Below are 23,794 nucleotides of genomic sequence, written 5' to 3'. Positions count from 1 at the left end.
GGGAACGATCCGCGTGCTGATCAGGCCTTTTTCTTGTACGCAATGCAGTCGATCTCGACCTTGCAGTCGACCATCATGCTCGCCTGCACACAGGCCCGGGCCGGTGCGTGTTCGGGCTTGAAGTACTCGCCGAAGACCTTGTTGAAACTGGTGAAATCCCGCGGATCGTCCAGCCACACGCCGGCACGTACCACGTCTTCCAGGCCATAACCGGCCTCTTCGAGAATCGCGATCAGGTTTTTCATGGTCTGGTGCGTCTGCTCGACGATGCCGCCCACAATGATCTCGCCATCCACCGCCGGCACCTGCCCGGAAACATGCAGCCAGCCATCGGCTTCAACGGCGCGGGCGAATGGACGCGGCTGGCCGCCAGCGGCGGTGCTGCCGGTGCCGTAACGAGTAATGCTCATGGGTGTTTCTCCTGATTGAAAAAGTGAAAAGTCAGAACCGCGTGCTTTTGAGAAATTCCGCCAGCCGCGGCGATTGAGGACGCTCGAACAGTTCCTTGGGAGGCCCCTGCTCTTCGATGCGCCCCTGATTCATGAAAACGATCTTGTCCGATACCTCGAAGGCAAAACGCATTTCGTGGGTCACCAGCAACATGGTCATACCGTCCTCGGCCAGGCCTTTGATCACGTTCAGCACTTCGCCGACCAGCTCCGGATCGAGGGCCGAGGTGACTTCGTCGAACAGCATCAGGCTCGGGTTCATCGCAATCGCCCGGGCAATCGCCACGCGCTGCTGCTGACCGCCGGACAACTGGCCGGGAAAATGATTGCGCCGTTCCAGCAGACCGACCCGCTCCAGCCATTTTTCGGCCAGGGCCACGGCTTCGTCCTTGTGCATCTTTTTTACTTTCAGCAGGCCGAGCGTGACGTTCTGCAACGCGGTGAGATGCGGGAACAGATTGAATTGCTGGAACGCCATGCCGGTCATCGCCCGATGACGGGCAATGACTTTTTCCGGGTGGCGCACGCGTTTGCCGTTGAGTTCGTCATAGCCGATGGATTCGCCGTCGAGCAGGATCTGCCCGCCCTGGAATTCCTCCAGCATGTTCACGCAGCGCAACAGCGTGGTCTTGCCCGAGCCACTGGAGCCGATCAGCGTCACCACGTTGCCGCGCTGCATGCTCAGGTCGACGCCCTTGAGCACTTCGACCGCGCCGTACTGTTTGTGCAGGCCACGGATGTCCAGCAGCGGCTGAGCGTTCTGGAGGTTGGAAACTTGAGCTTGAGTCATGGCAGGGCCACCCGCTTTTCAATGTGCCGGCCGAGTAATTCGATGCCGTAGTTGATGACGAAGAACAGAAAACCGGCGAACAGATAAAACTCCAGGGTCATGAACGTCCGGGCAATGATCTGCTGGGTGCTGAGCAACAGCTCGGCCACGCCGATCACCGACAGCAAAGTCGAAGCCTTGACGATTTCCGTGGACGAGTTGACCCAGGTCGGCAGGATCTGCCGCAGTGCCTGAGGTAACAGCACATAACCAAGGGATTGATAGAACGTCAGGCCGATGGCCTTGCCGGCTTCCATCTGCCCGCGTGGCAACGCCTGCAACGCACCGCGCACGATCTCGGCTACGTGGGAGCCGCAAAACAGCGTCAGCCCGAGGGCGCCGGCCTGAAAGGCACTGATCTGCCAACCGAGCGCCGGTGCCATGTAGAAGCAGGCCAACACCAGCACGAACACCGGCGTGCCGCGAATCAGATCGACATAAAAGCGGAACGGCGCGCGCATCCAGAACTTGCCGTAAGTCAGCACCAGCCCGGCAAACACACCGATGACCGTGCCGAACAGAATCGCCAGCGCCGACACCTGCACGCTGGTCAGAAAGCCTTGCCACAAGGCTTCGCGGGCAATCCACAACTCATGCAACCAACTGGGGGATTGGTACATCGCAGCCTCCTATCGGCGGATCGCCAGACGCTGCTCGAGGTAACGCAGCAGCATGGCAATGAGGTAACAGGCCGCGACATACAACACCGTGGTTACCAGCCAGGTTTCGATCACCCGGTAGCTCTCGACGTTGATCTTGCGCGCGTAATAGGTCAGCTCCGGCACCGCGATCGCGGCGGCCAGCGAGGTGTCCTTGAACAGCGAAATGAAGTTGTTCGACAGCGCCGGCAGCACGTTGCGCAACATCACCGGCACGGTGACGTAGGCTTTCACCTGCCACTCGCCCAGACCGATGGCCAGCCCGGCTTCGCGCTGGCCTTTGGGGATGCTCAACAAACCGCCGCGGAACACTTCGGTCAAGTACGCCCCGGCATACAGCGACAGCGTGATGATGAACGACGGGATCTTGTCCAGCCGAATCCCCAGGCTCGGCAACGCAAAGTAGATCAACAGAATCAACACCAGAATCGGCGTGTTACGGATCACCGTCACATACACCGATGCCAGCACCCGCAAGGCGCGATGCCTGGACAGCAAGGCAAACGCCATCAGCAGGCCGATCACGCAGCCGATGGCGATCGACACCAGCGCCAGTTCGAGGCCCAGACCGAGCCCCGCCAGCAAGGTGTCGAAATCGCGCCACACGGCAGCAAAGTTCAACTGATAGTTCATGGTCGGCAGTACCTTGAGCGGGGCGCGTCAGAGCGCCCCACTCTCACGGGATCATTTGAATTCGACAGGGAAACCGATGGCGGGCGATGGCAGATCGACGCCGAACCATTGCTTGAACGAGGCGGCATAAGTCGGGAACTCGACGCCGGTCATGGCTTCATGCAGCGCGGTGTTGACGAAGTTCAGCCAGTCCTGATCGCCACGTTTGACGGCGCAGGCGTAGGTCTGCGGGCTCCAGGCGTACGTCGGGCTGCGGTAGCGGCCAGGGTTCTGCACCATCAGGTATTTGACCGAAGACTGGTCGGTGGCAGCGGCATCGGCGCGACCGGAGTTCACGGCCTGGTACATCAGATCGACGCTGTCGTACTGATCGACCTTGGCCTTGGGCAGCGCCTGATGCACCAATTCCTCGGCATACACGTTCTGCAATACGGCTACGGTCACGCCATCGCCCCCGGCCTGCAGGTCTTCGATTTCCTTGTACTTGCTGTTGTTCGGCAGCAGCAGGCCGACGCCTTCGCGGTAGTACGGCAGAGTGAATGCCACTTGCTGCGCACGGCTGGCGGTGACAGTGATGAACTGACAGCTCATGTCGACCTTGTCGGTCAGCAGGTTGGGAATCCGCGCATCGGACGACTGCACCACGAACTCGACCTTGCTCGGGTCATTGAACAGCCCTTTTGCCACCATCCGCGCGATGTCGATATCAAAGCCCTGCAACTTGCCGTCCGCGCCCTGGAAGTGCCACGGCGCGTTGGTACTGCCGGTGCCCACAATCAGTTTTCCACGGGCCAGGACGCTGTCGAGCTTGCTGTCGGCCGCTTCGGCCATACCCATGACAGCAGAAGAAGCCGCGAGAACAAAAACACACGCTTTGAACAAGGAAGGTCGGCGATGCATGGCAAGCACTCCAGAGGATTGTTTATTCCGCTATACCGGAACACGGTTTGTTACTACGGAATAGACAGCAGAAAGTGTGCCACAGGATTCGCGGGGAATCTGCACCCGTTTGAAAATTCACAGGAATCAAAGAGATACGTAAAACGGAAAAATAGAGAAACAGCGAGAGCGCGGAGCGTGCGCTACCGTTGGCTACAACAATGCGGGTAACAGGTTCCCAGTCGGTGCACGGGTGATCGATTCAGGGGCAGCGTTTATCTCCGAGAACCTAGCTCAAAGGTCGTCTATCGAAACTTTTATGGTCGGATCATTTTCCCGCTCCTTGCAGAGAGCTATCAGCTCCAGATCCTCAAGGCGATTCATAAGTGCCTCATCGATTCGTACTACGGAAACTGCTTTCAAACCTGCATCGCTGCCCATCAGGGGCTCCTATGATAAATGCCTGAAAACGATACCAGCTGCCTTGCCTCCGCGGATCTGAGTCTTCTGAGGGAATGCTCTTGCATCAAAGTAGGACGAAATCATCCTTTGCAGGACCTACCTGTAATTTCTGACAGTAGACCGCCGTTTTGCCCTGCTTTAACGTCAAAGGCCTTCCAGATTCATTGTTCAGGAGGCTCCGATGACGACACCGACTCGATATTCAGCGTTGCCCCCGACGTACCGGAAAGTCTTGAAAGCCAGGCGCCTTGTTGTCCTGTATTTCTTCAACGAGCACTGCGGTGCCTGCGTGTCTTCCGGCCCCGTTTTTCTCGAGATCGCCAAGCCCTTTCGGCCCTGGATGGATATCTTCATGCTCGATACCGCACAGTCGTGTCGGCATCCGGATGTCAAGGGCACACCGACGGTGCTGTTCTACAAGGAAGGGGTTCTGGTCAAAATACTGAAAGGCATCGGTACAGAGGAATCCCTGCGTCACAACTTCACCCAACACCTCGGCAAAACCAGGCACTGCGCTGCACCACGCAAACCGAGCCATGACCTGAACTGGCTGCATCACACCCTCCGCACCCTCTGCACCGTCCACCGCGCAAAACGGTGGAACCTTTCCTGAAAGTGCCATCCAAGCGCCATCAGGCAGTTGCACCTTCGCTGCTATTGATCTGTAACAACTAGCCTCGAGACCGGATTGGACAAGCTCCCATCCGGCTGCTTTTCTTTATTTCTCAGAAAGAGAAGAGTGCTGCCGGCCCTCGGGTCGCAGCCTTGCTACGTCCCAGGAGGGGTCAATGTCCTTTAAAGTCATGATGGTTTTCGGCACCCGCCCGGAGGCCATCAAAATGGCTCCGCTGGCCCGGATTCTGCGTCAGGGGCCCGACATCACACTCAACATCTGCTCCACCGGTCAACATCGCGAGATGCTCACTCAGGTGCTGGACGCGTTCGAACTGACGGTCGACGAAGACCTGCAAGTCATGACCCAAGGCCAGACCCTGAACGGTCTGTCGCAACATCTGCTCGCCCAGCTCGATCAGGCCTACGAGCGGGTCAAACCGGACATCGTGCTGGTCCACGGCGACACCACTACCAGCTTCATCGCCGCCCTCGCCGCCTTCAATCGTCAGCTGCCCATCGGTCACGTCGAAGCCGGTCTGCGTACCGGCAATCTGCGCGCGCCCTGGCCCGAGGAAGCGAATCGGCGCCTGACCGGCGTGATAACCGACCTGCATTTCCCGCCGACCTCCAAATCCGCTGCCAATCTGCTACGCGAAGGCGTACCCGAAGACAACATTGAAATCACCGGTAACACCGTGATCGACGCCTTGCTGTGGATGCGCAAGCACCAGCAGGACATCGATTGGCATCCGCCCGCCGATTCGCCTCTGGCGGCAATTGATGACCAGCGCCGGATGATTCTGGTGACCAGCCATCGACGGGAAAATCTCGGCGACGGTTTCCGCAATATCTGCCAGGCCCTGGCCGAACTGGCCGGGCAATACCCGGACGTGCAATTTGTCTATCCGGTGCACCTCAATCCGCTGGTGCAGGAGGTGGTGTACGGCATGCTGGCCGACAAACCGAACATCTATCTGGTGCCACCGCAGGACTATCCGAACTTCGTTTGGCTGATGGGCCGCGCGCACTTCATCCTGACCGACTCCGGCGGCGTCCAGGAGGAAGCCCCGGCAATCGGCAAACCGCTGCTGGTACTGCGCGATGTCACTGAACGGCCTTCCGTGCTCGAGAGCGGCACGATGTTGCTGGTGGGCACCGACAAGGCGCGCATCATCAAGGAAGCCCGGCTACTGCTGGACGACCCGGACACCTACACCCGCATGAGCCGCGTTCACTTCCCGTATGGCGACGGTCACGCCAGCGAACTGATCGCCACCCGCCTCCACGCCTGGCTGAGCGCACACTCGGCGGTGGGTAAAGGGGTATGAGTCTGGGTTGGGTCGATTTCTTCGCGTATGTGCTGTTCGGTCTCAAATATGTGGCGATTGCCCTCGCCCTGCTGATGTTCATCCTCGGCCTCGATGACCTGTTCATCGACCTCGTGTACTGGAGCCGCAAGTTCATCCGGCGCTGGCGGATCTACGAAAAATTCAAGCGCGCCGACGAGGAGCGCCTGTATTCGATTCCCGAGAAGCCGCTGGCAATCATGGTGCCAGCGTGGAACGAAGTCGGCGTGGTCGGCGAAATGGCGCGTCTGGCCGCCTCGACCATCGACTACGAGAACTATCAGATTTTCGTCGGCACCTACCCCAACGATGCCGACACCCAGACCGATGTCGACGCGGTGTGCCAGCACTACCCCAACGTGCACAAAGTGGTGTGCGCCCGCCCCGGCCCGACCAGCAAGGCCGACTGTCTGAACAACATCATCGACGCAATCCTGCGCTTCGAGAGCGAGGCGAAAATCGAGTTCGCCGGGTTCATCCTGCACGACGCCGAAGACGTGATTTCGCCGATGGAATTGCGCCTCTACAACTACCTGTTGCCGAACAAGGACCTGATCCAGATTCCGGTCTACCCCTACGCGCCGGAGTGGAAAGGCTTCACCGCCGGGCACTACGTCGATGAGTTCGCGGAAAACCACGGCAAAGACGTCATTGTTCGCGAAGCCCTCACCGGTCAAGTGCCCAGCGCCGGCGTCGGCACCTGCTTCAGCCGCAAGGCCATCAGCGCCCTGCTGGAAGACGGCGATGGCATTGCCTTCGATGTGCAAAGTCTCACCGAAGACTACGACATCGGTTTCCGCCTCAAGCAGAAAGGCATGAAATGCATCTTCGCCCGTTATTCGGTCAGCGATCCGAAACTGGCGCTGGAGCAACCCTGGGTGTTCGGGATGAACCGCGAATTCTCCCAGGTGATCTGCGTGCGCGAGCACTTTCCTCGCGACCTTCAACATGCGATCCGGCAGAAATCGCGGTGGATTGTCGGCATCGTTTTCCAGGGCACCCAGAACCTCGGCTGGAGCCGCAAGGGTCTGCTCAATTATTTCCTGTGGCGCGACCGTCGCGGGCTGATCGCCTACCTGCTGAGCTTTTTGGTGAACCTGCTGTTCCTGGTACTGCTGGCGATGTGGGCGGTCACGATCATTTCCCCGGACTCGTGGCGTTATCCATCGATTCTCGCCGACAGTTCGCTGCTCTCGGTGCTGCTGTGGCTCAACGGCCTGATGCTGCTCAACCGCCTGTTCCAGCGCGGCTGGTTTGTCACTCGTTACTACGGATTGGTTGAAGGTCTGCTGTCAGCGCCGCGCATGATGTGGAGCAACTTCGTCAATTTCTTCGCCAACCTGCGCGCCCTGCGTCAGGTGATGGAAATGGGCGATTCTCGACGAGTGGCCTGGGACAAAACCACTCACGAATTCCCGGCGCTGACCAAGGCCCAGCGCACTCCACTTGGCCATCGGCTGGTGGAAAAAGGCCTGCTTACCGAAGAGCAACTGGAAGCGGCGATCACCAGCCCGGTACGCCGGCGCCTCGGGCGCGAACTGCTTTTGCGTGAATACATCAACAGCACCCAACTCGTGCAAACCCTGGCCGAACAGCTTGATCTGGAATGGGCGCCACTCAATCCGTTCAAGCTCGACAAACGCCTGATCAATGCCGTACCGCGCCGGGTCGCTTCCCACTACGGCATTTTGCCGGTGGCCGAAGAAGGCGACACCCTGATTCTGGCCTCCGAAGGCCCGGTCAGCCAGGTCTCGCTGGGCGCCATCAGCCGTCAATTGAAACGCCCGGTGCGCAGCCGTCTCGCACCACAGGGCCGCGTCACATTGGGGATTCGCTACTGGTACGCCAGCCCCCGCCAGAATGAGGAAGTGCGTCATATGCTCGAAGTGCTTGAGCGCCATCAGGACGATGAGGCCCTGCTGGAACGGGTCAGTCGCCATCAAGTGCTGCTCGGCAATCTGTTGCAGGTGCGCGGCATGGTGCCGCCCACCCTGTTCAATCAGGCGCTGATCGACTTCGATGCCGAGAAGATGTCACTCGGTGAACACCTGATTTCTCGGGGCATGATTACCCAGGAAGTACTGGAACAGGCGCTGGCTGATCAGACCAGCGAACAGCAAGCTGCCTACCGCATTGTCCGGGAGGTCGCATGAAGCCTGTGCATCGTCAAACCTTGCTGATGGGCAGCCTGCTGCTGGGCCTGAGCACCACGTATCCGCTGCAAGCGGCACCGCTGAGCGACTTTGAACAGTTCCGCAGCTATCCCTACATGGACCGCAGCTATCGCGAGGCGAAAAAGGGTAACTGGAAAGAAGTCGAACGCCTGATGCGCCACTTGCTGGAAAAGGTCCCGAAAAATGACGAGGCCCGGGCACTGCTGGTGGAGTCCCTGGCCAAGCAGCGTCGTTACAAGGAAGCGCTGCAAGCCTTGCCGGACAACAGCGAAGCGCTGCTCGACCTGCGCCTGACCTGGATCGAACAGGATCCTCCGACCAGCACGCAAGTGGAAAGCTGGATGGCCACCAGCAACCTGAATGACCGCGTGCGCCTTTGGCAGGCCTACAGCCTGAGCCTGGCCAAGTTCGGCGGCGCGGCCAAGGCCCACGACTGGCTGGCGCAACTGGCGCCCAAGGGCGATGACAATATCCTGCGTCTGGCCCGCGCCAACTGGTCGGAGCAACTGCGCGACTGGAGCGGCACCATCGACCAACTGGCACCGCTGGCCGCACGCAAACAACTGGACGCCGAAGGCTGGCAACGTCTGGCCAATGCCTACGTGCAACGCCTCGATGAAAAGCCGCTGCAGCAACTGCTGCAACAGGCGCCGAGTCCCGAAGCCGCGCGCAACATTCGCCTGGCGATGGTCGATCGCGCCATCGCCATGGGTCACGAGCAACAGGCCCAGCGCTGGATGCAGTCGCTGCCGGCCAGCGACCTCGCCGATCCGGCGCAACGACAGCGTCTGTGGGAACTGGCACGCAAGACCGAAGACGTGCCCACCGTGCAGCGTCTGAGCAACGATCTGCAACGTCCTTGCCTGGAAACCGCCGAATGGCTGTCGCGGCAGGATCCGGAAGCGGCGCTCAAGCAACTGCGCAATTGCACGCCAACGGACGACCCACAAACCTGGCTGGTACTCGCCCAGCGCCTGCAAGCCACGGATCTGTTGCAAAGCACCCGTCTGCCGGAGCCTTGGGACAGCCGTCGGCAAACGCAGGTGCTCGACATCTGGCAGGAGCAAGGTCGCAGCGCCGAGGTCAACGCGTGGCTGGCCGGTCAGCAACAGACGCCCGATATCGTCAAGCGCCGAGCCGAACTGACACAGCGCATGGGGCGAATGATCGAAGCGCAAACCCTGTGGGAACTGCATTACCGGCAAACCGACAATCTGTCCTCGCTGAATCAGGCCACCTATCTGGCAGTGAATGCGGGTGATCGCGCGCATGCCCAACAGTTGCTGGAATCCGCGTTCGATCGTCATGGCGGGCGTTTGCCGGCGACGGCGTTGCAGCGTCTGGCCGGTTTGTATGCCGCAGCGCCCTCCACAACACCCGAGCAACAGCGGCGCATGGCGCTCCTGCTCAACCGGGTGGACGGTGCCACGCGCGGCCAACTGCTCGCGCAACTCGCGGAGACCGGCCAGTGCGACGCCGTGCAGCATGCCATCGGCATCCACCCGCAAGCGGCTGGCGATTACCGCGCGCTCGGTCGCTGCGCCATGCCTGATCGCCCGGGTGAGGCCGTCGTCTATTACCAGCAGGCTGAAAAACTCGGTGATCGCGGCAGTCGTCTGCCGCTGGCCTATGCCCTGGAAGCGGCCGGTGATTCTGCCGGTGCGCTGGCCATCTGGCGCAGCTTCCCGACCGCCGAACTCAGCGACAACGCGCGTCTGACAGCCAGTCGCAGCGCACTGAATGTCGGCGACAGCCAGACCGCAGAAACCTACTGGCAACAAAGCACCACTCGCGGCGCCAATGAGTGGGCCCTCGGCGCAGCCATCGCCGACGCACGGGGTGATCACGCCCAGGCACTGCAACGTCAGCGGCAGGCCCTGCAACAGGCTCCGGATGCCGGCCACTTCTACGCCGCATCGGTCACAGCGCAAAAGGCCGGGGACTTGCCGCAAAGCACTGCATGGCTGGCCGAAGCGGTACGCCACGAGCCGAACAACCCGCGTTATCGCGCCGACTACGGCATGCGTCTGGCCGGTGCCGAAACCCGCGAAGAGCGCGCCACGGCGATTCCGTATCTGCAACAGGCGACCCGGGATTTCCCCGAGGATTACCGCCTCGGCGAAACCCTGGCCTGGCGCTACGACGAAGTGGAAGACAGCGCCTCCGCACGCAAGGAACTGCGCCGGGTGATCGATCTGGAGCAGAACCCGGTGGCGGCGGATGACGAAGACGGCAGCATGGAGGCCCGCCGTTATCGCCAGCGCCGCGCCCATGAAACCTTGTCCCGGCGTGACAGCCGGACGATTGCCAGCACCTGGTCGCCGGCCGGGATCTCCACCAACGACTTCGTGCGACCGGACGACAGCAAAGGTTCACGCCGTCGCTCGGATTCGCAGAATGTGCAACTGGCAATATGGGACCACGCCCTGGGCGAAGAACCAAGCCGCGCCGGCAGCACGCTGTCGGTGTACGGACGTGTCTTGCTGGGCGGACAAGGTCGCTCCAGTTACGCCGAGTCCCTCGCCGCCGGTGTCGGCCTGCGCTACAAACCGTGGGGCACACAGAACATCAACTTCTACGGCGAGATCTACAAGCAGAGCCAGTTCGACGATGACGACAGTCACAGCCTGAGCCTCGGCCAGATGCTGGTGCCGGAAAAGCTGTTCGATCAGGTCAACGATCACCGCAAGGACGGCCACACCACCACTGATTACCTGCTGCGCGCCACCGCCTCATTCCTCGATCAGGGCCAGTACCGCAACGACTGGCGTGTCGACGAAAACGACTGGGACGAGCGTTTCCTGTACCTCGACGCCGCGTGGTGGACCAAGGCCGGCGATCACCAGTGGCTGTCGCGGTTCCAGCAAGGTCATGCATGGAAACTGCCGTTCAGCGGAGCCCAGACGATCATGCCTTACGGCTTCCTCGAATTTGCCAGCCAGGACCCGAGCAACGACTGGCGCCAGGACCTGCGCACCGGTGTCGGTCTGCGCTGGCAATGGTGGTACGACGAGGATCGCTACAACGCCTACCGTTCGAAACTGACGATTCGCACCGAATATCAACAGTCGCTGGGCGGCAATCTGTATGAAGGCGGCAACGGTGTGCTGCTGGGCGTGGAGTGGAATTTCTGATGGCTCGATGGATGCTGTGTTTGTGTTTGCTGATGAGCGCCACCGTCGCGAAGGCCGATGAGCGGCTGTTCTATCAGCCGCTGAATGTCGATGCCGGCCTGACGCAGGCGCAGTGGCAGAAGGTCTGGCAAGACACCGCGAAACAAGGCACGCGAACCGTGATCGTGCAGTGGACAGCCTATGGCGACTCGGACTTCGGCGGCGCCAATGGCTGGCTCGCCAACAGCTTGAAACTCGCTCAACGACAAGGTCTGCAACTGGTGCTCGGCCTGGCGATGGACCCGGCTTACTACAAGCGCATCGATGAACTGGACAGCGCCGGCCTCGGCGCCTACTGGCAGGCGCAACTGGGCCAGTCGCTCGCCCAGCAGCAGAAGCTGCGGCAGGACTGGAAGCTGCCGGTCAGCGGCTGGTATCTGCCGCTGGAACTGGATGACCTGCACTTTCTGGCGGCAGATCGACGGGCCACGCTTCAGCGTCAGTTGAAGGATTTCGCCACGAAGCTGGATGCGCCGCTGCATGTCAGCGCCTTCAGTGCCGGCAAGCTGGCTCCGGCGGTCAACGGCCAATGGCTGGGCGAATTGACGGCGGCGGGTGCGCAGGTCTGGTGGCAGGACGGCGCGGGCACCGGTCGTTTGTCACCGCTGGTGCGCAACGGTTACGCCAGTGCACTGCCCTGTTCCGTGGGGATCGTGCGCGAAGCCTTCCGGCAGGTCAGCCGCGAGGGCGAGCCCTTCCGTGCCGAACCGGCCAGCCCGGATGCGACCTCGACCGGCTGTCATCAGAACGCGGTGTTTTCCCTGCGCTATCGACCGTGGGGCTCGGTCATCCTCGACAACCAACGCAAGCATCCGGGCAGCAATGTACAAAACCATTGAAGACGAAGTCCTGAAGAAGACCGCACCCGCCGAACTGTGGAGCGAGTTCATCCAGCATGAATTCGAGCGGCTGCATTCGTTCTGCCTGTTGATCTACCTGGCGAGCATCGGCATCTGGCTCGCCTTCGACCTGATCGTCAGCTTCATCGGCAATCAGGGATTCACCTGGCGTTCGATGGTGTTCATCGCGGCCTTTGCGATTCTTGCTGTGGTGTTGATGTTCACCCGCAAGGCTCGACACTTCGACTGGCTGAACCTGACATTCGTGGTGATCATCACACTCGGCATCCGAATGGTGATCGACGGCCTGCCGCCGACCTTTCATGGCATCTGGCTGGTGCTCGCCGCAGCCACTACGTTGTACAGCGCCTCGGTACTGCCGCTCAGCCGCTGGTCGTTCTTCGGTGCCCAGGCCATCACCTGGCTGGTGCTCAATCCGTTCATGAACACCGGCATCGACCTGCTGGAACTCAAAGGCGTGATGACCATCGCCTACAGCGTTTTTCTCTGTGCTTTGACGATCTATACGTTTCTGAAGCTGCGCGAGGCCAAGCTCTACAACTACATCATGTCCAAGCTGTTGCTGGATCAGGCCTACAACGACACCCTCACCGAAATTCCCAACCGTCGCTCGTTCATGACCCGCGCCGGAAAAACCCTGCAAGCCGTGCCGCGTGAGCATGACCATTACCTGGCGATGATCGACATCGACAACTTCAAGAAAGTGAATGACGTCTACGGCCACGACATCGGCGATGAAGTGCTCAAGCGCATCGCGGCGGACATCAAAACCGTGATGTCACGCTTCGAATATGCCCGACTGGGTGGCGAGGAGTTTGCGATCTATCTGGCCGGTGTGCGCCGCGAGGATGTCGAGGCGCTGGCCGGGAAATTGTGCCGGGTGGTGCGTGAGCAACCGACCCGGCACCCGGTGACCATCAGCATCGGTCTGGCCCGGGTCGAAGATGGCGACACCCTGAACCAAGCCCTGATCAAGGCTGACGAAGCACTGTATGAGTCAAAGCATACCGGCAAGGACCGCTACACTTTTCATCAATGAGCCCGTCAGGCCTCACGCACAAGTAACACCCGTGTCACACGACGTTCTTCGACCGCCATCACGGTCATGCCCCAGCCTTCATGCTCCAGTCGATCGCCCTTCATCGGCAGGCGATCCAGCAGGCTCATCACCAGTCCGGCCAAGGTCTGATAATCCTCGGTCGGCTCGGCGCGAAAACCGGTGTGCTCGCGGATGCGGGTCAGGTTCAGCGCACCATTGACGATAAACCCGCCCTGCTCCTCGACCACGTCGGGGCCGGCGATCTCACTGGCGTCCGGTAGTTCGCCGGCAATCGATTCGAGAATGTCGGTCATGGTCAACACACCGACAAAGTCACCGAACTCGTTCACCACAAAGGCAATGTGGGTCGAGGCTGCACGCATTTGTTCCAGTGCATTGAGGATCGAATAGCTGTCCAGCAGATTGATGGTCTTGCGTGCCAGGTGTTCAAGGTTTGGCTCGTTGCCGGCCAGATATTCCTTGAGCAGTTCCTTCTTGTGCACGAAGCCCAGCGGCTCATCCACTGCGCCATTGCGAATCAGCGGCAAGCGCGAGTAGGACGAATGCATCAACCGCGTACGAATAGCCTCGGCGTCGTCCGCCAGATCAATGTGATCGACATCGGCGCGCACCGTCATCAAGGCGCGGATCGGTCGCTCGGCCAGTTGCAGCACGCCGCTGATCATCACCCGCTCGCGACGGTCGAACAGCTCCGCGCTCGGCGCTTCACCGTTGTCCAGCAAGTCGGAAATCTCCTCGCCGACCTCTTCCTCCGCCAGTTTGCGACCACCCAACAGACGCATCACCGCATGGGCCGTGCGCTCACGCATCGGGCGCAAGCCCTGCATCGAGCGCTTGCGACGAGCGCGGGCGATCTGGTTGAAGATCTCGATCAGGATCGAGAAACCAATGGCCGCGTACAGATAACCTTTCGGTATGTGGAAACCCAGGCCTTCAGCGGTCAGGGCAAAACCGATCATCATCAGGAAGCCCAGACACAGCATGATCACCGTCGGGTGGGCGTTGACGAAGCGGGTCAGCGGCTTGCTGGCCACGATCATCACACCAATGGACACGACCACCGCGATCATCATCACCGCCAGTTCATCGACCATGCCCACGGCAGTAATCACCGCGTCCAGGGAGAACACCGCGTCGAGCACGACGATCTGCGCCACGATCGGCCAGAACAGCGCATAAGCGGTGTTGGTCGAACGCTCGCCGATATGGCCTTCCAGCCGCTCGTGCAATTCCATGGTCGCCTTGAACAACAGGAACACACCACCGAACAGCATGATCAGGTCACGGCCGGAGAAGCTCTTGCCGAACACCTCGAACAAAGGTGCCGTGAGGGTGACCAGCCAGGAAATACTCGCCAGCAGGCCAAGACGCATGATCAGCGCCAGGCTCAAACCGATGATGCGTGCGCGGTCGCGCTGATGCGGCGGCAGTTTGTCCGCCAGGATCGCGATGAAAACCAGGTTGTCGATACCCAGTACCAGTTCCAGCACGATCAGTGTCAACAAGCCCAGCCACGCCGTGGGATCCGCTAACCATTCCATAATCTGTCTCTATCTCTCGTCAGTGAATTCAGGCTGCCGGACACGGCAAAGTGCGGCGCGAAAGCTCGAAGGCTGCGCCAACAACGATAGTCGGTAGTCGGTAGACCGGATGTTGCGAGTGCGTCAAGACCGCGCAATGGCGCGAGGGGAACGTTGTTTTTTTAGAAGAACTGGGAGGCTCCGAGAGGGTGTTCATGCAAATCCTGAATGAAAAAAGGCCTTGAAGCGTACAGGCTCTGATGACTTTTCCTACAGCTGGAAATCATTTCAAAATCTGTACGCCGCCTGCCTATCGCCGCTCTCGTCAGCATCGGCAGCCAACGGATGCGCAAGGGCTAACGCCCGGAAAACCGCAGGCGAGACAACTGACGCAGGTCGTCCTCGACGTAGTAGTCGTTGGTCCAGCTATCATCCGCCGCCAACGGCTGCACCTGCTTCAACGCCAGTTTTTTCGCGAAATAGCGAAAACGGTAATGCTCGTAGAACCGCAGCAGTTCCAGGCCATAACGGTCCGCCAGATCGGTGTCGCCGCGAATGATCAGGTAGTTCTCGTCATTCCCGTTGCTGGCGGAAGTACTGAGGTTGTGGCTGCCGCTGATGAGGGTCGGGCTGTCGCTGGTGAAGTCGGTGACTACCGCTTTGGTGTGCACCAGCAGGTTGCCTTTCTGGCCCTTCATGTTCTCCCGCAACCAGCCTTCCAGCCCGGTGTTGAGCAACGCGGTGGCGGCGAATTCGGCGGTTCGGTCGGCGTGAAACCCGGTGATGCGGCTGACCGTGTTTTGCAGGCCGTAACGCAGGATGTCGTCGTGGGGCTGGCCGAGCAACGCGTTGAGAATCGCGTCGGGCAAGGCGAAGGCGGTGACGAACAGCAGGTCTTTTTTCGCCCCCTCGATGATATCGACGAACTCCCGCAGATCCGCGCCGCCGGTACGCGGGGAGAACCCGGCGAACAGGGGTTGCGCCGGGTTCATCGGGTTGTGTTGGGTAATCCAGTCGCGGGTGGCGCCGACGTCTGCCGGCTCGGCCCAGATCTGCTCGAAGGTTTTCAAGTAACTCGTGCCGACCGCCGAATCGTCCAGCACATGCACCACGTTGGCCTGGCGGTACACGCCGTTGGCGGTGAAGTTGGTGCTGCCGCACAGCACCGCTTGCGGCTGACGCTCGCCGCCTCTGTCGAGGCGGCTGAGGACGATGAACTTGTTATGGAAAATATTGTGGGTGACCCGCCCGCGCTTGCTGCTCGCCGGCAGTTTCGCAAGGCTCGCTTCATTGATCGTGGTGTCTTCGTCGTCGGGCCGGGCGTGATACAGCACGCGCACCTGAACACCTCGATCGAACGCCGCGTTTACCGTGTCGACGATGGCTTGCAACTGGTATTCGTAGATCGCGATGTCCAGCGCCCACTGAGCGTCCACCGCTCGTTCGATAAAGCCTTGCAGGCGCCCGAGCAGACCGTTCTCCAGCCACTGACGCGCGGCATCGGGCCAGGCTTCGATGGGCAGGTTTTTGTTGGCACTGATCTGTGCGTCGAGATCGGGGAATTTGCGCTGAAACGCCTGGCTCGCTGCCACGGCACGGTTGAAGATCACGCCCTGACTGGCAGGATGACCGTCATCAGAACGGATCGTCAGCTCCAGCGCTTCGCCGAGTTGCGGCGCATCCGGCGTGCCATACGCCAGGTGCACGCGATAGTGGATCGTCATGCCTGGATTGACCGCGTAATCGGCCCAGCGAAATTTCTGCAACGGCGCCTTGTCGCTCGGCGTGGCGTGGAACTGCGCGAAGGTATGGGCCCTGCCGGGAAAGGTCAGGCTGTTGAACAGGAACAGCCACGGTTTGTCGCCCTGCTGCTTCTCGATGGCAAACCCCAGCAAGCCTTTGCGCCGGGGTTCGGCGAGGTCCATGGCGAGCAGCACGCCGTTGGTGCCGGCGTAGGCCTTGACGCGAAAATCGTCCTGCGGATTGGCGACCAGCACGCGCATGATTCACTCCCTGTGATTTGGCCTCACTGCAGCATAGCCCTCAGACCGACAATAACTCGTCGATATGCCGGTAATCCGCGTCCAGTGCGGTCGCCAATTGCCTTGCGCGCTTCAGGCGGATCGGCCCGCGCTCGATATCGATCAACAGGCCCGGACATGCGAGCGCCGGCAGTTGCGGCCAGTCTTTCAAACGGCCATCGGTGATCACCAGCAACCGTTGCTGTTCAGCGGGGAAACGCTTGCGCCGCACCGTCAGCCAATGCCCGGCTTCCGTCAACGCCGCCAACAATGGCGTGCCGCCTCCCGCACCCAATCCATCGAGCCACGCGCGCAAGCCGCTGGAGGCCTTCAGCCCTTGCACCTGCCATTTCGGCGCGGCGCCGCTTGCGGTCAGCAACGCAAGGCGCGCGCGCTGCCGGTAAGCGTCATCGAACAGTTGTGCGAGCACGCCCTTGGCATCGCTCAGCGCCTGATGACGACGGGTCGAGGCCGAGGCATCGACGATCACCAGCCACAGTTCATGGGGCGTGCGGGTACGCAGTTGAAACAGCAGATCCGCCCGGGTTTTCGGGCGGCCATTGAGCAAGGTTCCGGGCCAGTTCACCGAGCCACTGCGAGCGGCATGACGCTTGCCCTGGCGGCCGTTATCGAGGCGTCCGGCGCGGGGTCTGGCATTCGCCCCCGCGTCGGACCGGGGGCGAATGCCTAACGCTTTTTTTGTAGGTGTGGCGGCCAGGTAGGGACTTCGCGGCGTGCGCCGGTAGCCAGTGCCGGCGCCGGCATTTCTCCCCACTGGCCCTGCCCCTCGCTCGGCTCGGCGTTAGTGCCGGACGGCGATTGCGCCGGTGGCTGCGAGCTGGTCGAAGACTGTTCGCGACGACGATGACGCAATGCGAACTCAGCCACCGCATCGATATCCTGCTCGGCGATGGCGTCCGCACCGCGCCACGCCGCATGCGCCCGCGCGGCACGCAGCCAGACCAGATCGGCGCGCAAACCGTCGACGCCTGCCGCGAAGCAGCGCTCGGTGATCTGTGCCAGCGCCGCGTCATCCAGCGGGATGCCCGGTAAAACCTTGCGGGCGTTCTCGCAGCGCTGACGCAGAGCTTGCTGTTCAGCCTCCCACTGCGCACAGAACGCCTGCGGATCGCTGTCGAAATCCAGCCGACGACGAATGATCTGACCACGCTCGGCCGGCGCCGTGTGACCGCTCAGGGCGACGTTCAAACCAAAGCGATCCAGCAATTGCGGACGCAATTCACCCTCTTCCGGGTTCATCGTGCCGATCAATACGAACTTCGCCGAGTGCCGATGGGAAATGCCATCGCGCTCGATCAGGTTAGTGCCGCTGGCAGCCACATCGAGCAGCAAGTCCACCAGATGATCCGGCAGCAGATTCACTTCATCGACGTACAACACGCCGCCGTCAGCCTTCGCCAGAACGCCGGGAGAAAACTGCGCGCGACCGTCGTTCAACGCCGCGTCCAGATCCAGCGTGCCGACCAGTCGCTCTTCGGTGGCGCCCAACGGCAAGGTGACGAACTGACCGCTGGCCAGCAGATCCGCCAGACCCCGGGCGAGCGTCGACTTGGCCATGCCGCGCGGGCCTTCGATCAGCACGCCGCCGATCTTCGGGTCGATGGCCGTCAGGTACAGCGCCAGTTTCAGATCATCGGCGCCAACCACGGCGGAGAGCGGGAAATGCGAAATGTCGGTCATGTTCAGTCTCAGCTCTCTTCTTCTATGTCCAGCAGCAGGTTTTCCAGAGCTTCTTTGTAGGCGCCCGGTTCCTGCCACATCCCGCGCTGCTGCGCTTCGAGCATGCGTTCGGTCATGTCGCGCAGGGCGTGGGGATTATGCTCGCGCACGAACTCGCGGGTCGCCGGGTCCAGCAGATACGCATCGGCCAGCAAGGCGTACTGATGGTCGTCGATCAGTTGCGTGGTGGCGTCGAAGGCGAACAGGTTGTCGACCGTCGCCGCCAGTTCGAACGCGCCTTTATAGCCGTGGCGCTTGACCCCGTCGATCCATTTCGGATTCGCCGCCCTCGAGCGGATAACTCGGTTCAGTTCTTCCTTCAAGGTGCGGATCTTCGGCAGGTCCGGCTGACTGTGATCGCCGTGATAACTGGCCGCCGCTTCGCCGCGCAGGCTTTCCACGGCGGCGAGCATGCCGCCCTGGAACTGGTAATAGTCGTTGGAATCGAGCAGGTCATGCTCGCGGTTGTCCTGGTTTTGCAGCACGGCCTGCACCTGGCTCAGGCGCTGGACGAATTGCTCGCGGGCGGCAGTGCCTTCGTCGGAACCACCGTAAGCATAGGCGCCCCAGTTCAGGTAGACCTCGGCCAGATCTTCGCGGGTTTGCCACAGGCGACCATCGATGGCGCCCTGCACGCCCGCGCCATAGGCACCGGGCTTGGCACCGAAGATCCGCCAGCCAGCCTGACGTCGGGCAGCCTCTTCGTCCAGCCCGGACTGACGCAACGCCTCACGTTCGGCACGCACCTTGGCGGCCAACGGGTTGAGGTCGTCCGGCTCGTCCAGTTCGGCCACGGCTTGCACGGCGGCGTCGAACAGGCGGATCAGGTTGGCGAACGCATCGCGGAAAAATCCGGAGACCCGCAGCGTGACATCGACCCGAGGCCGGTCGAGCAGGCTCAGCGGCAGAATCTCGAAATCATCGACGCGCTGACTGCCGGTGGCCCATACCGGGCGCACGCCCATCAGCGCCATGGCCTGGGCGATGTCGTCACCGCCGGTACGCATGGTCGCGGTGCCCCACACCGACAGGCCGAGCTGGCGCAGGTGATCGCCGTGATCCTGCAGGTGTCGCTCGAGAATCATGGTCGCGGACTGGAAGCCGATTCGCCAGGCGGTGGTGGTCGGCAGGTTGCGCACGTCCACGGAGTAAAAATTGCGCCCGGTGGGCAGCACATCGAGGCGACCGCGACTTGGCGCGCCGCTCGGGCCGGCCGGGACGAAGCGGCCGCTCAGGGCATCAAGCAGGCCACGCATTTCGGCCGGGCCGCAGGCGTCGAGGCGTGGGGCGATCACTTCGCGGAGGTTGTCGAGGATTGCACCGACTTCAACCCAGCGCGGCTCGCTCCCACAGGGGGATGGCAGTGACTGGGAGATCAGTTGGGTGGCGAACAGCTCCAGACGTTCGCGAGTATCCCCCGCCGTACGCCAGACTTCATCGCTCAGCGATTGCAATTCCATTGGGCGCGGGCCGGTCCAGGAATCAGCCAGTGCACAATCCAGCGGATCGAACCCCAACTGAAACGCTTTCGCCAACGCCCGCAACAAACTCGATTGCGCGCCTTTGCCATCGCCACGCGGAATCCGCAGCAACGCCAGCAACGTGTCGATGCGCAGCCGACCACTCGGCGACTCTCCAAAGATGTGCAGACCATCGCGGATCTGCGACTCCTTCAAATCACACAGATAAGTATCCAGACGCGGCAGCCAGATCGCCGCATCGGCATCGCTGTCGAGGGCTTCGTCGAGTTGCAGCTCGCGGTCGATCTGCGTGTCACGCACCAGTTGCAGAATATCGCGCTGCAATTCCCGGGCGCGGCGCGGATCGAGCAACTGAGCTTCGTAATACTCGTCTGCCAACAGCTCCAGATTACGCAGCGGACCATAGGTTTCGGCGCGAGTCAGCGGCGGCATCAGGTGGTCGATGATCACCGCCTGAGTGCGACGTTTGGCCTGGGCGCCCTCGCCCGGATCGTTGACGATAAACGGATAGATGTTCGGCAGTGGCCCGAGCAGCGCGTCCGGCCAGCAGTTCTCCGACAGACCCACGCCTTTGCCGGGCAGCCATTCGAGGTTGCCGTGCTTGCCGACGTGGATCACGCCGTGGGCGCCGTAGGTCTGGCGCAGCCAGAAATAGAACGCGAGGTACGCATGCGGCGGCACCAGATCCGGGTCGTGATACACCGCGCTCGGATCGACCTGATAACCCCGCGCCGGTTGAATGCCGACGAAAGTCAGGCCGAAACGCAAGCCAGCGATCATCATCCGCCCGTCCCGGCACATCGGATCGTTTTGCGGCGAACCCCAGCGCTCCAGCACTGCCGCGCGATTGGCTTCTGGCAGCGCATTGAACATCGTCAGGTAATCATTCATCGCCAGGCTTTGCTGGCATGGGCGCTGATCGAGGGTGTCGAGGTCATTGCTGACGCCACCCAGCAATTGCCGGATCAGTTCGGTGCCGCTGTCCGGCAGTTCGGCGGGCAGCGGATAACCTTCGGCCTGTAGCGCCCGCAGGATATTCAGCGCGGCAGCCGGCGTGTCGAGGCCGACGCCGTTGCCGATGCGTCCGTCCCGGGTCGGGTAGTTGGCGAGGATCAGCGCGATGCGCTTTTCAGCGTTCGGCACCCGCGCCAGATCGACCCAGCGTCGCGCCAGTTCGGCGACGAAATCCATGCGCTCGGGTTGGGCCCGATAACACACCACGTCGGACTGACTGCGCTCGCTGCGCCAGGCCAGATCCTTGAAGCTGATCGGCCGACTGATAATCCGGCCGTCCAGTTCCGGCAAGGCGATGTGCATCGCCAGATCCCGGGGGCCGAGGCCCTGCTCGCTCTCGCGCCAGCCAGGCTCGTTGTCTTGGGCGCAAATCGCCTGGATCACCGGAATGTTGCGACGGAACGGCCGCAGATGCGGCGCTTCCGGGCTGGACTGGGCGAAACCAGTGGTGTTCAGAATCACCGAGGCCTCGACTTCATCCAGCCAGTCCTCGACCACCGACAGGCAGCCAGGCTCTTTCAAACTGGCCACGGCAATCGGCAGCGGATTGAGTCCGGCCGCCTGAAGCCGTTGGCAGAACACGTCGATAAACGCCGTGTTCGCCGCTTGCAAATGCGAGCGATAAAACAACACCGCCGACACCGGTTGACCGGGCAGCCAATCGGCTTGCCAGTCACTCAGTGCGGCGGTGTTTTTGTTCGGATGATATATCGCCGTGCGCGGCAGCGTTTGCGGCTCGCCCCACACGTAATCCCGCGCCAGCCAGCGATTGGCCAGGCAACGGAAAAAGTCCAGCGCATTGTCCATGCCGCCCTGACGCAGAAACTGCCAGAGCCGGTCGCGATCCTCGGCGCCCACGGTGCTCAAGTCGCTGAGTTCCGGGTCGGGACGGTCATCGCCCGGCACCAGAATCAACTGCACGCCACGTTCGGACAACTCGACCAGCCGCTCGACGCCATAACGCCAATAAGCGATGCCGCCGTGCAGCGAAATCAGAATGACCTTGGCGTGACGCAGCACCTCATCGACGTACAGGTCGACCGACGCATGGTTCTGCACCTGCATCGGGTTGGCCAGCCGCACGCTCGGGTAATCCTCGGGCAGTTGCTGCGCGGCCTCGGCGAGCAGCGCCAGGCTGGAATCGCCGCTGCACAGGATCACCAGCTCGGCGGGGGTTTGTCCAAGGTCGGCAATGTTGTCATCCGACACGAAACCGCCGGGCTGGGTCCTGAGCAGGTGCATGGCTTAAACGCTGAGCGCGGCGCGCAGTTGCGCTTCGAGTTGAGCGGCATCCAGTTCCTGACCGATCAACACCAGACGCGTCACGCGCGCCTCATCGGCGCCCCACTGACGGTCGAAGTGCTTGTCGAAACGAGTGCCCACGCCCTGGATCAGCAAGCGCATCGGCTTGTTCGGGATCGCCGCGAAGCCTTTGACTCGCAGGATGCCGTGCTGAACCACCAGTTGCGTCAATGCGTCGAGCAGCAGGCTTTCGTCGGCTTGCGGCAGCTCGATGGAAATCGAATCGAAGGCGTCGTGATCGTGGTCATCATGATCGTCATCGCCTTCACCGTGGTGGTGATCGTGATGGCTGTGCCGGCTGTCGATGTGTTCTTCGGATCCGGCACCGAGGCCGATCAGCACGTCCAGCGGCAGACGACCATTGCTGGCTTCGATGATTTTCACGGCCGGCGGCAGTTCTTCAGCGACTTCCAGACGGACGCGCGCGAGGTCTTCAGGGCTGGTCTGGTCGGCCTTGTTGAGAATCACCAGGTCGGCGCTGGCCAGTTGGTCGGCGAACAGCTCGTGCAGCGGCGATTCGTGGTCCAGGTTCGGATCGAGTTTGCGCTGGGCGTCGACCTGATCCGGGAACGCGGCGAAGGTGCCAGCGGCCACGGCCGGGCTGTCGACCACGGTGATCACCGCGTCAACGGTGCAGGCGCTGCGGATTTCCGGCCACTGGAAGGCTTGCACCAGCGGCTTTGGCAGGGCCAGGCCCGAGGTTTCGATCAGGATGTGGTCGAGGTCGCCGCGACGGGCCACCAGTTCGCGCATCACCGGGAAGAACTCTTCCTGCACCGTGCAGCACAGGCAACCGTTGGCCAGTTCGTAGACGCGGCCGGTGGCTTCTTCTTCGGTGCAGCCGATGGTGCATTGCTTGAGGATTTCACCGTCGATGCCCAGCTCGCCGAACTCGTTGACGATCACCGCGATGCGGCGGCCCTGGGCGTTGTCGAGCATGTGCCGCAGCAAGGTGGTTTTGCCCGAGCCGAGGAAGCCAGTGACGATGGTGACGGGGAGTTTGGCCAGTGTTTTCATCGGATGCCCTTTGGCAAGGTGGCGGGCATACGGGACGAGACCGGCAACGCGAGTGCGTGCCTGGAGAGTTCGCCACCGGATCACCCCGCCCGGTTGAAAGTGAGAATCTGTGACGAGGCAGGTCTCCTGGCTGACGGTGTTCGGGCCTTGGCCCGGTATTCGCTGCGCCTTCCCGCTGGCTCTGGATGGAGTTGGCAGTGGCGTGGCAGCGAACAGCACCGTTCACAGTTGCGGGGGCAGCCGCGGCTTGGACCGCGTTCCCTTCTTAGCTTCGGCGTGGGCCGAAGAACCTCGAAAGCGCAAGGCTACGCATGGGTTGGTTGTGGGTCAATGGGCGGTGCTTTTCGGATTTGGGTGTATATCCGTTGCTGCGGTAACGGCTTCTTAGGGTTCCGCCCTTACGGCGGGTCACTTTTGGCAAACGCCCCAAAAGTAACCAAAAGGTCTCTAACCCTGACGTACGGCCCCTCGCTGAGGCTCGGGGTTCCTTCGCTCCGGGATTGATCCGGGGGCATCGCCTACGGTTTGCTTCGCTGCACCTCCTCTCGATGCATGCGGCT

General features: G+C 61.6%; 18 protein-coding genes and 1 riboswitch. Of the genes, 6 read left to right on the top strand and 12 right to left on the bottom strand.

The window, feature by feature from the left end:
• Positions 1-20: 20 nt before the first annotated feature.
• The 6 genes from AC07Y2_RS00090 to AC07Y2_RS00065 all read right to left on the bottom strand — a co-directional run bounded on the left by AC07Y2_RS00090 (position 21) and on the right by AC07Y2_RS00065 (position 3,890).
• Entirely contained in the window at positions 21-410 is a 390-nt protein-coding gene (locus AC07Y2_RS00090) for a RidA family protein (RefSeq protein ID WP_039768794.1), read from the bottom strand.
• A 31-nt stretch (positions 411-441) separates the two neighbouring features.
• On the bottom strand, positions 442-1,239 hold the full coding sequence (locus AC07Y2_RS00085; RefSeq protein WP_039768796.1) for an amino acid ABC transporter ATP-binding protein: 798 nt from the start codon (positions 1,237-1,239) through the stop codon (positions 442-444).
• Complete coding sequence (locus AC07Y2_RS00080) at positions 1,236-1,898, bottom strand: amino acid ABC transporter permease (RefSeq protein WP_011334481.1); 663 nt, start codon at positions 1,896-1,898, stop codon at positions 1,236-1,238. The genes AC07Y2_RS00085 and AC07Y2_RS00080 overlap by 4 nt, the downstream gene beginning before the upstream one ends.
• Before the next feature lie 9 nt (positions 1,899-1,907).
• On the bottom strand, positions 1,908-2,570 hold the full coding sequence (locus tag AC07Y2_RS00075) for an amino acid ABC transporter permease (RefSeq protein WP_103385161.1): 663 nt from the start codon (positions 2,568-2,570) through the stop codon (positions 1,908-1,910).
• Between the two features lie 51 nt (positions 2,571-2,621).
• Positions 2,622-3,470, bottom strand: coding sequence for a transporter substrate-binding protein (locus AC07Y2_RS00070; protein WP_039768800.1), 849 nt, complete (start codon positions 3,468-3,470; stop codon positions 2,622-2,624).
• A 273-nt stretch (positions 3,471-3,743) separates the two neighbouring features.
• On the bottom strand, positions 3,744-3,890 hold the full coding sequence (locus AC07Y2_RS00065; RefSeq protein WP_172829487.1) for a hypothetical protein: 147 nt from the start codon (positions 3,888-3,890) through the stop codon (positions 3,744-3,746).
• A 202-nt stretch (positions 3,891-4,092) separates the two neighbouring features.
• On the opposite strand from AC07Y2_RS00065, the gene AC07Y2_RS00060 reads away from it, so the two are divergent.
• From AC07Y2_RS00060 to AC07Y2_RS00035, 6 genes are all read left to right on the top strand, one after another.
• Positions 4,093-4,524 carry a thioredoxin family protein gene (locus tag AC07Y2_RS00060; RefSeq protein WP_074690362.1) on the top strand — a complete coding sequence of 144 codons (432 nt, stop codon included), beginning with the start codon at positions 4,093-4,095 and terminating at the stop codon, positions 4,522-4,524.
• 175 nt (positions 4,525-4,699) lie between these two features.
• The gene (gene wecB / locus AC07Y2_RS00055; protein ID WP_039768803.1) at positions 4,700-5,854 is read left to right on the top strand and encodes a non-hydrolyzing UDP-N-acetylglucosamine 2-epimerase; all 1,155 of its coding nucleotides are present in this window, start codon (positions 4,700-4,702) and stop codon (positions 5,852-5,854) included.
• Positions 5,851-8,025 (top strand): cyclic di-3',5'-guanylate-activated glycosyltransferase NfrB, encoded by a 2,175-nt coding sequence (nfrB, locus tag AC07Y2_RS00050; RefSeq protein ID WP_103385160.1) that lies wholly within the window; start codon positions 5,851-5,853, stop codon positions 8,023-8,025. Before wecB ends, nfrB begins: the two co-directional genes overlap by 4 nt.
• On the top strand, positions 8,022-11,180 hold the full coding sequence (locus AC07Y2_RS00045; RefSeq protein WP_103385159.1) for an NfrA family protein: 3,159 nt from the start codon (positions 8,022-8,024) through the stop codon (positions 11,178-11,180). Before nfrB ends, AC07Y2_RS00045 begins: the two co-directional genes overlap by 4 nt.
• Entirely contained in the window at positions 11,180-12,058 is an 879-nt protein-coding gene (locus AC07Y2_RS00040; RefSeq protein WP_074690354.1) for a DUF4434 family protein, read from the top strand. Before AC07Y2_RS00045 ends, AC07Y2_RS00040 begins: the two co-directional genes overlap by 1 nt.
• Complete coding sequence (locus AC07Y2_RS00035; RefSeq protein WP_103385158.1) at positions 12,042-13,118, top strand: GGDEF domain-containing protein; 1,077 nt, start codon at positions 12,042-12,044, stop codon at positions 13,116-13,118. Before AC07Y2_RS00040 ends, AC07Y2_RS00035 begins: the two co-directional genes overlap by 17 nt.
• A 5-nt stretch (positions 13,119-13,123) precedes the next feature.
• Here AC07Y2_RS00035 and AC07Y2_RS00030 read toward each other — a convergent pair whose 3' ends face one another.
• From AC07Y2_RS00030 to cobW, 6 genes are all read right to left on the bottom strand, one after another.
• Positions 13,124-14,680 (bottom strand): TerC family protein, encoded by a 1,557-nt coding sequence (locus AC07Y2_RS00030; protein WP_103385157.1) that lies wholly within the window; start codon positions 14,678-14,680, stop codon positions 13,124-13,126.
• 335 nt (positions 14,681-15,015) lie between these two features.
• A complete protein-coding gene (locus AC07Y2_RS00025) occupies positions 15,016-16,662 on the bottom strand; it encodes a phospholipase D-like domain-containing protein (protein ID WP_103385156.1) in 1,647 nt (548 codons plus the stop codon).
• Between the two features lie 40 nt (positions 16,663-16,702).
• Positions 16,703-17,266 (bottom strand): vWA domain-containing protein, encoded by a 564-nt coding sequence (locus AC07Y2_RS00020; protein ID WP_080770625.1) that lies wholly within the window; start codon positions 17,264-17,266, stop codon positions 16,703-16,705.
• 101 nt (positions 17,267-17,367) lie between these two features.
• The gene (locus tag AC07Y2_RS00015; RefSeq protein ID WP_103385155.1) at positions 17,368-18,381 is read right to left on the bottom strand and encodes a magnesium chelatase ATPase subunit I; all 1,014 of its coding nucleotides are present in this window, start codon (positions 18,379-18,381) and stop codon (positions 17,368-17,370) included.
• An 8-nt stretch (positions 18,382-18,389) separates the two neighbouring features.
• A complete protein-coding gene (gene cobN / locus AC07Y2_RS00010; RefSeq protein ID WP_103385154.1) occupies positions 18,390-22,157 on the bottom strand; it encodes a cobaltochelatase subunit CobN in 3,768 nt (1,255 codons plus the stop codon).
• Between the two features lie 3 nt (positions 22,158-22,160).
• Positions 22,161-23,234, bottom strand: coding sequence for a cobalamin biosynthesis protein CobW (cobW, locus tag AC07Y2_RS00005; protein ID WP_064597024.1), 1,074 nt, complete (start codon positions 23,232-23,234; stop codon positions 22,161-22,163).
• A gap of 99 nt (positions 23,235-23,333) precedes the next feature.
• A riboswitch (cobalamin riboswitch) is annotated at positions 23,334-23,543 on the bottom strand.
• Positions 23,544-23,794 lie beyond the last annotated feature (251 nt).

The sequence above is a fragment of the Pseudomonas sp. GW456-12-1-14-TSB6 genome (assembly GCF_059424205.1).
Note: the sequence above shows the minus strand (reverse complement) of the source record. Positions and strands in the feature narration are given on the sequence as shown.

Bases quoted from the DNA above. Each gene is read 5' to 3' on its own strand.
- AC07Y2_RS00090 (WP_039768794.1), bottom strand. From the start codon at position 410: ATGAGCATTACTCGTTACGGCACCGGCAGCACCGCCGCTGGCGGCCAG.
- AC07Y2_RS00085 (WP_039768796.1), bottom strand. From the start codon at position 1,239: ATGACTCAAGCTCAAGTTTCCAACCTCCAGAACGCTCAGCCGCTGCTG.
- AC07Y2_RS00080 (WP_011334481.1), bottom strand. From the start codon at position 1,898: ATGTACCAATCCCCCAGTTGGTTGCATGAGTTGTGGATTGCCCGCGAA.
- AC07Y2_RS00075 (WP_103385161.1), bottom strand. From the start codon at position 2,570: ATGAACTATCAGTTGAACTTTGCTGCCGTGTGGCGCGATTTCGACACC.
- AC07Y2_RS00070 (WP_039768800.1), bottom strand. From the start codon at position 3,470: ATGCATCGCCGACCTTCCTTGTTCAAAGCGTGTGTTTTTGTTCTCGCG.
- AC07Y2_RS00065 (WP_172829487.1), bottom strand. From the start codon at position 3,890: ATGGGCAGCGATGCAGGTTTGAAAGCAGTTTCCGTAGTACGAATCGAT.
- AC07Y2_RS00060 (WP_074690362.1), top strand. From the start codon at position 4,093: ATGACGACACCGACTCGATATTCAGCGTTGCCCCCGACGTACCGGAAA.
- wecB (WP_039768803.1), top strand. From the start codon at position 4,700: ATGTCCTTTAAAGTCATGATGGTTTTCGGCACCCGCCCGGAGGCCATC.
- nfrB (WP_103385160.1), top strand. From the start codon at position 5,851: ATGAGTCTGGGTTGGGTCGATTTCTTCGCGTATGTGCTGTTCGGTCTC.
- AC07Y2_RS00045 (WP_103385159.1), top strand. From the start codon at position 8,022: ATGAAGCCTGTGCATCGTCAAACCTTGCTGATGGGCAGCCTGCTGCTG.
- AC07Y2_RS00040 (WP_074690354.1), top strand. From the start codon at position 11,180: ATGGCTCGATGGATGCTGTGTTTGTGTTTGCTGATGAGCGCCACCGTC.
- AC07Y2_RS00035 (WP_103385158.1), top strand. From the start codon at position 12,042: ATGTACAAAACCATTGAAGACGAAGTCCTGAAGAAGACCGCACCCGCC.
- AC07Y2_RS00030 (WP_103385157.1), bottom strand. From the start codon at position 14,680: ATGGAATGGTTAGCGGATCCCACGGCGTGGCTGGGCTTGTTGACACTG.
- AC07Y2_RS00025 (WP_103385156.1), bottom strand. From the start codon at position 16,662: ATGCGCGTGCTGGTCGCCAATCCGCAGGACGATTTTCGCGTCAAGGCC.
- AC07Y2_RS00015 (WP_103385155.1), bottom strand. From the start codon at position 18,381: ATGACCGACATTTCGCATTTCCCGCTCTCCGCCGTGGTTGGCGCCGAT.
- cobN (WP_103385154.1), bottom strand. From the start codon at position 22,157: ATGCACCTGCTCAGGACCCAGCCCGGCGGTTTCGTGTCGGATGACAAC.
- cobW (WP_064597024.1), bottom strand. From the start codon at position 23,234: ATGAAAACACTGGCCAAACTCCCCGTCACCATCGTCACTGGCTTCCTC.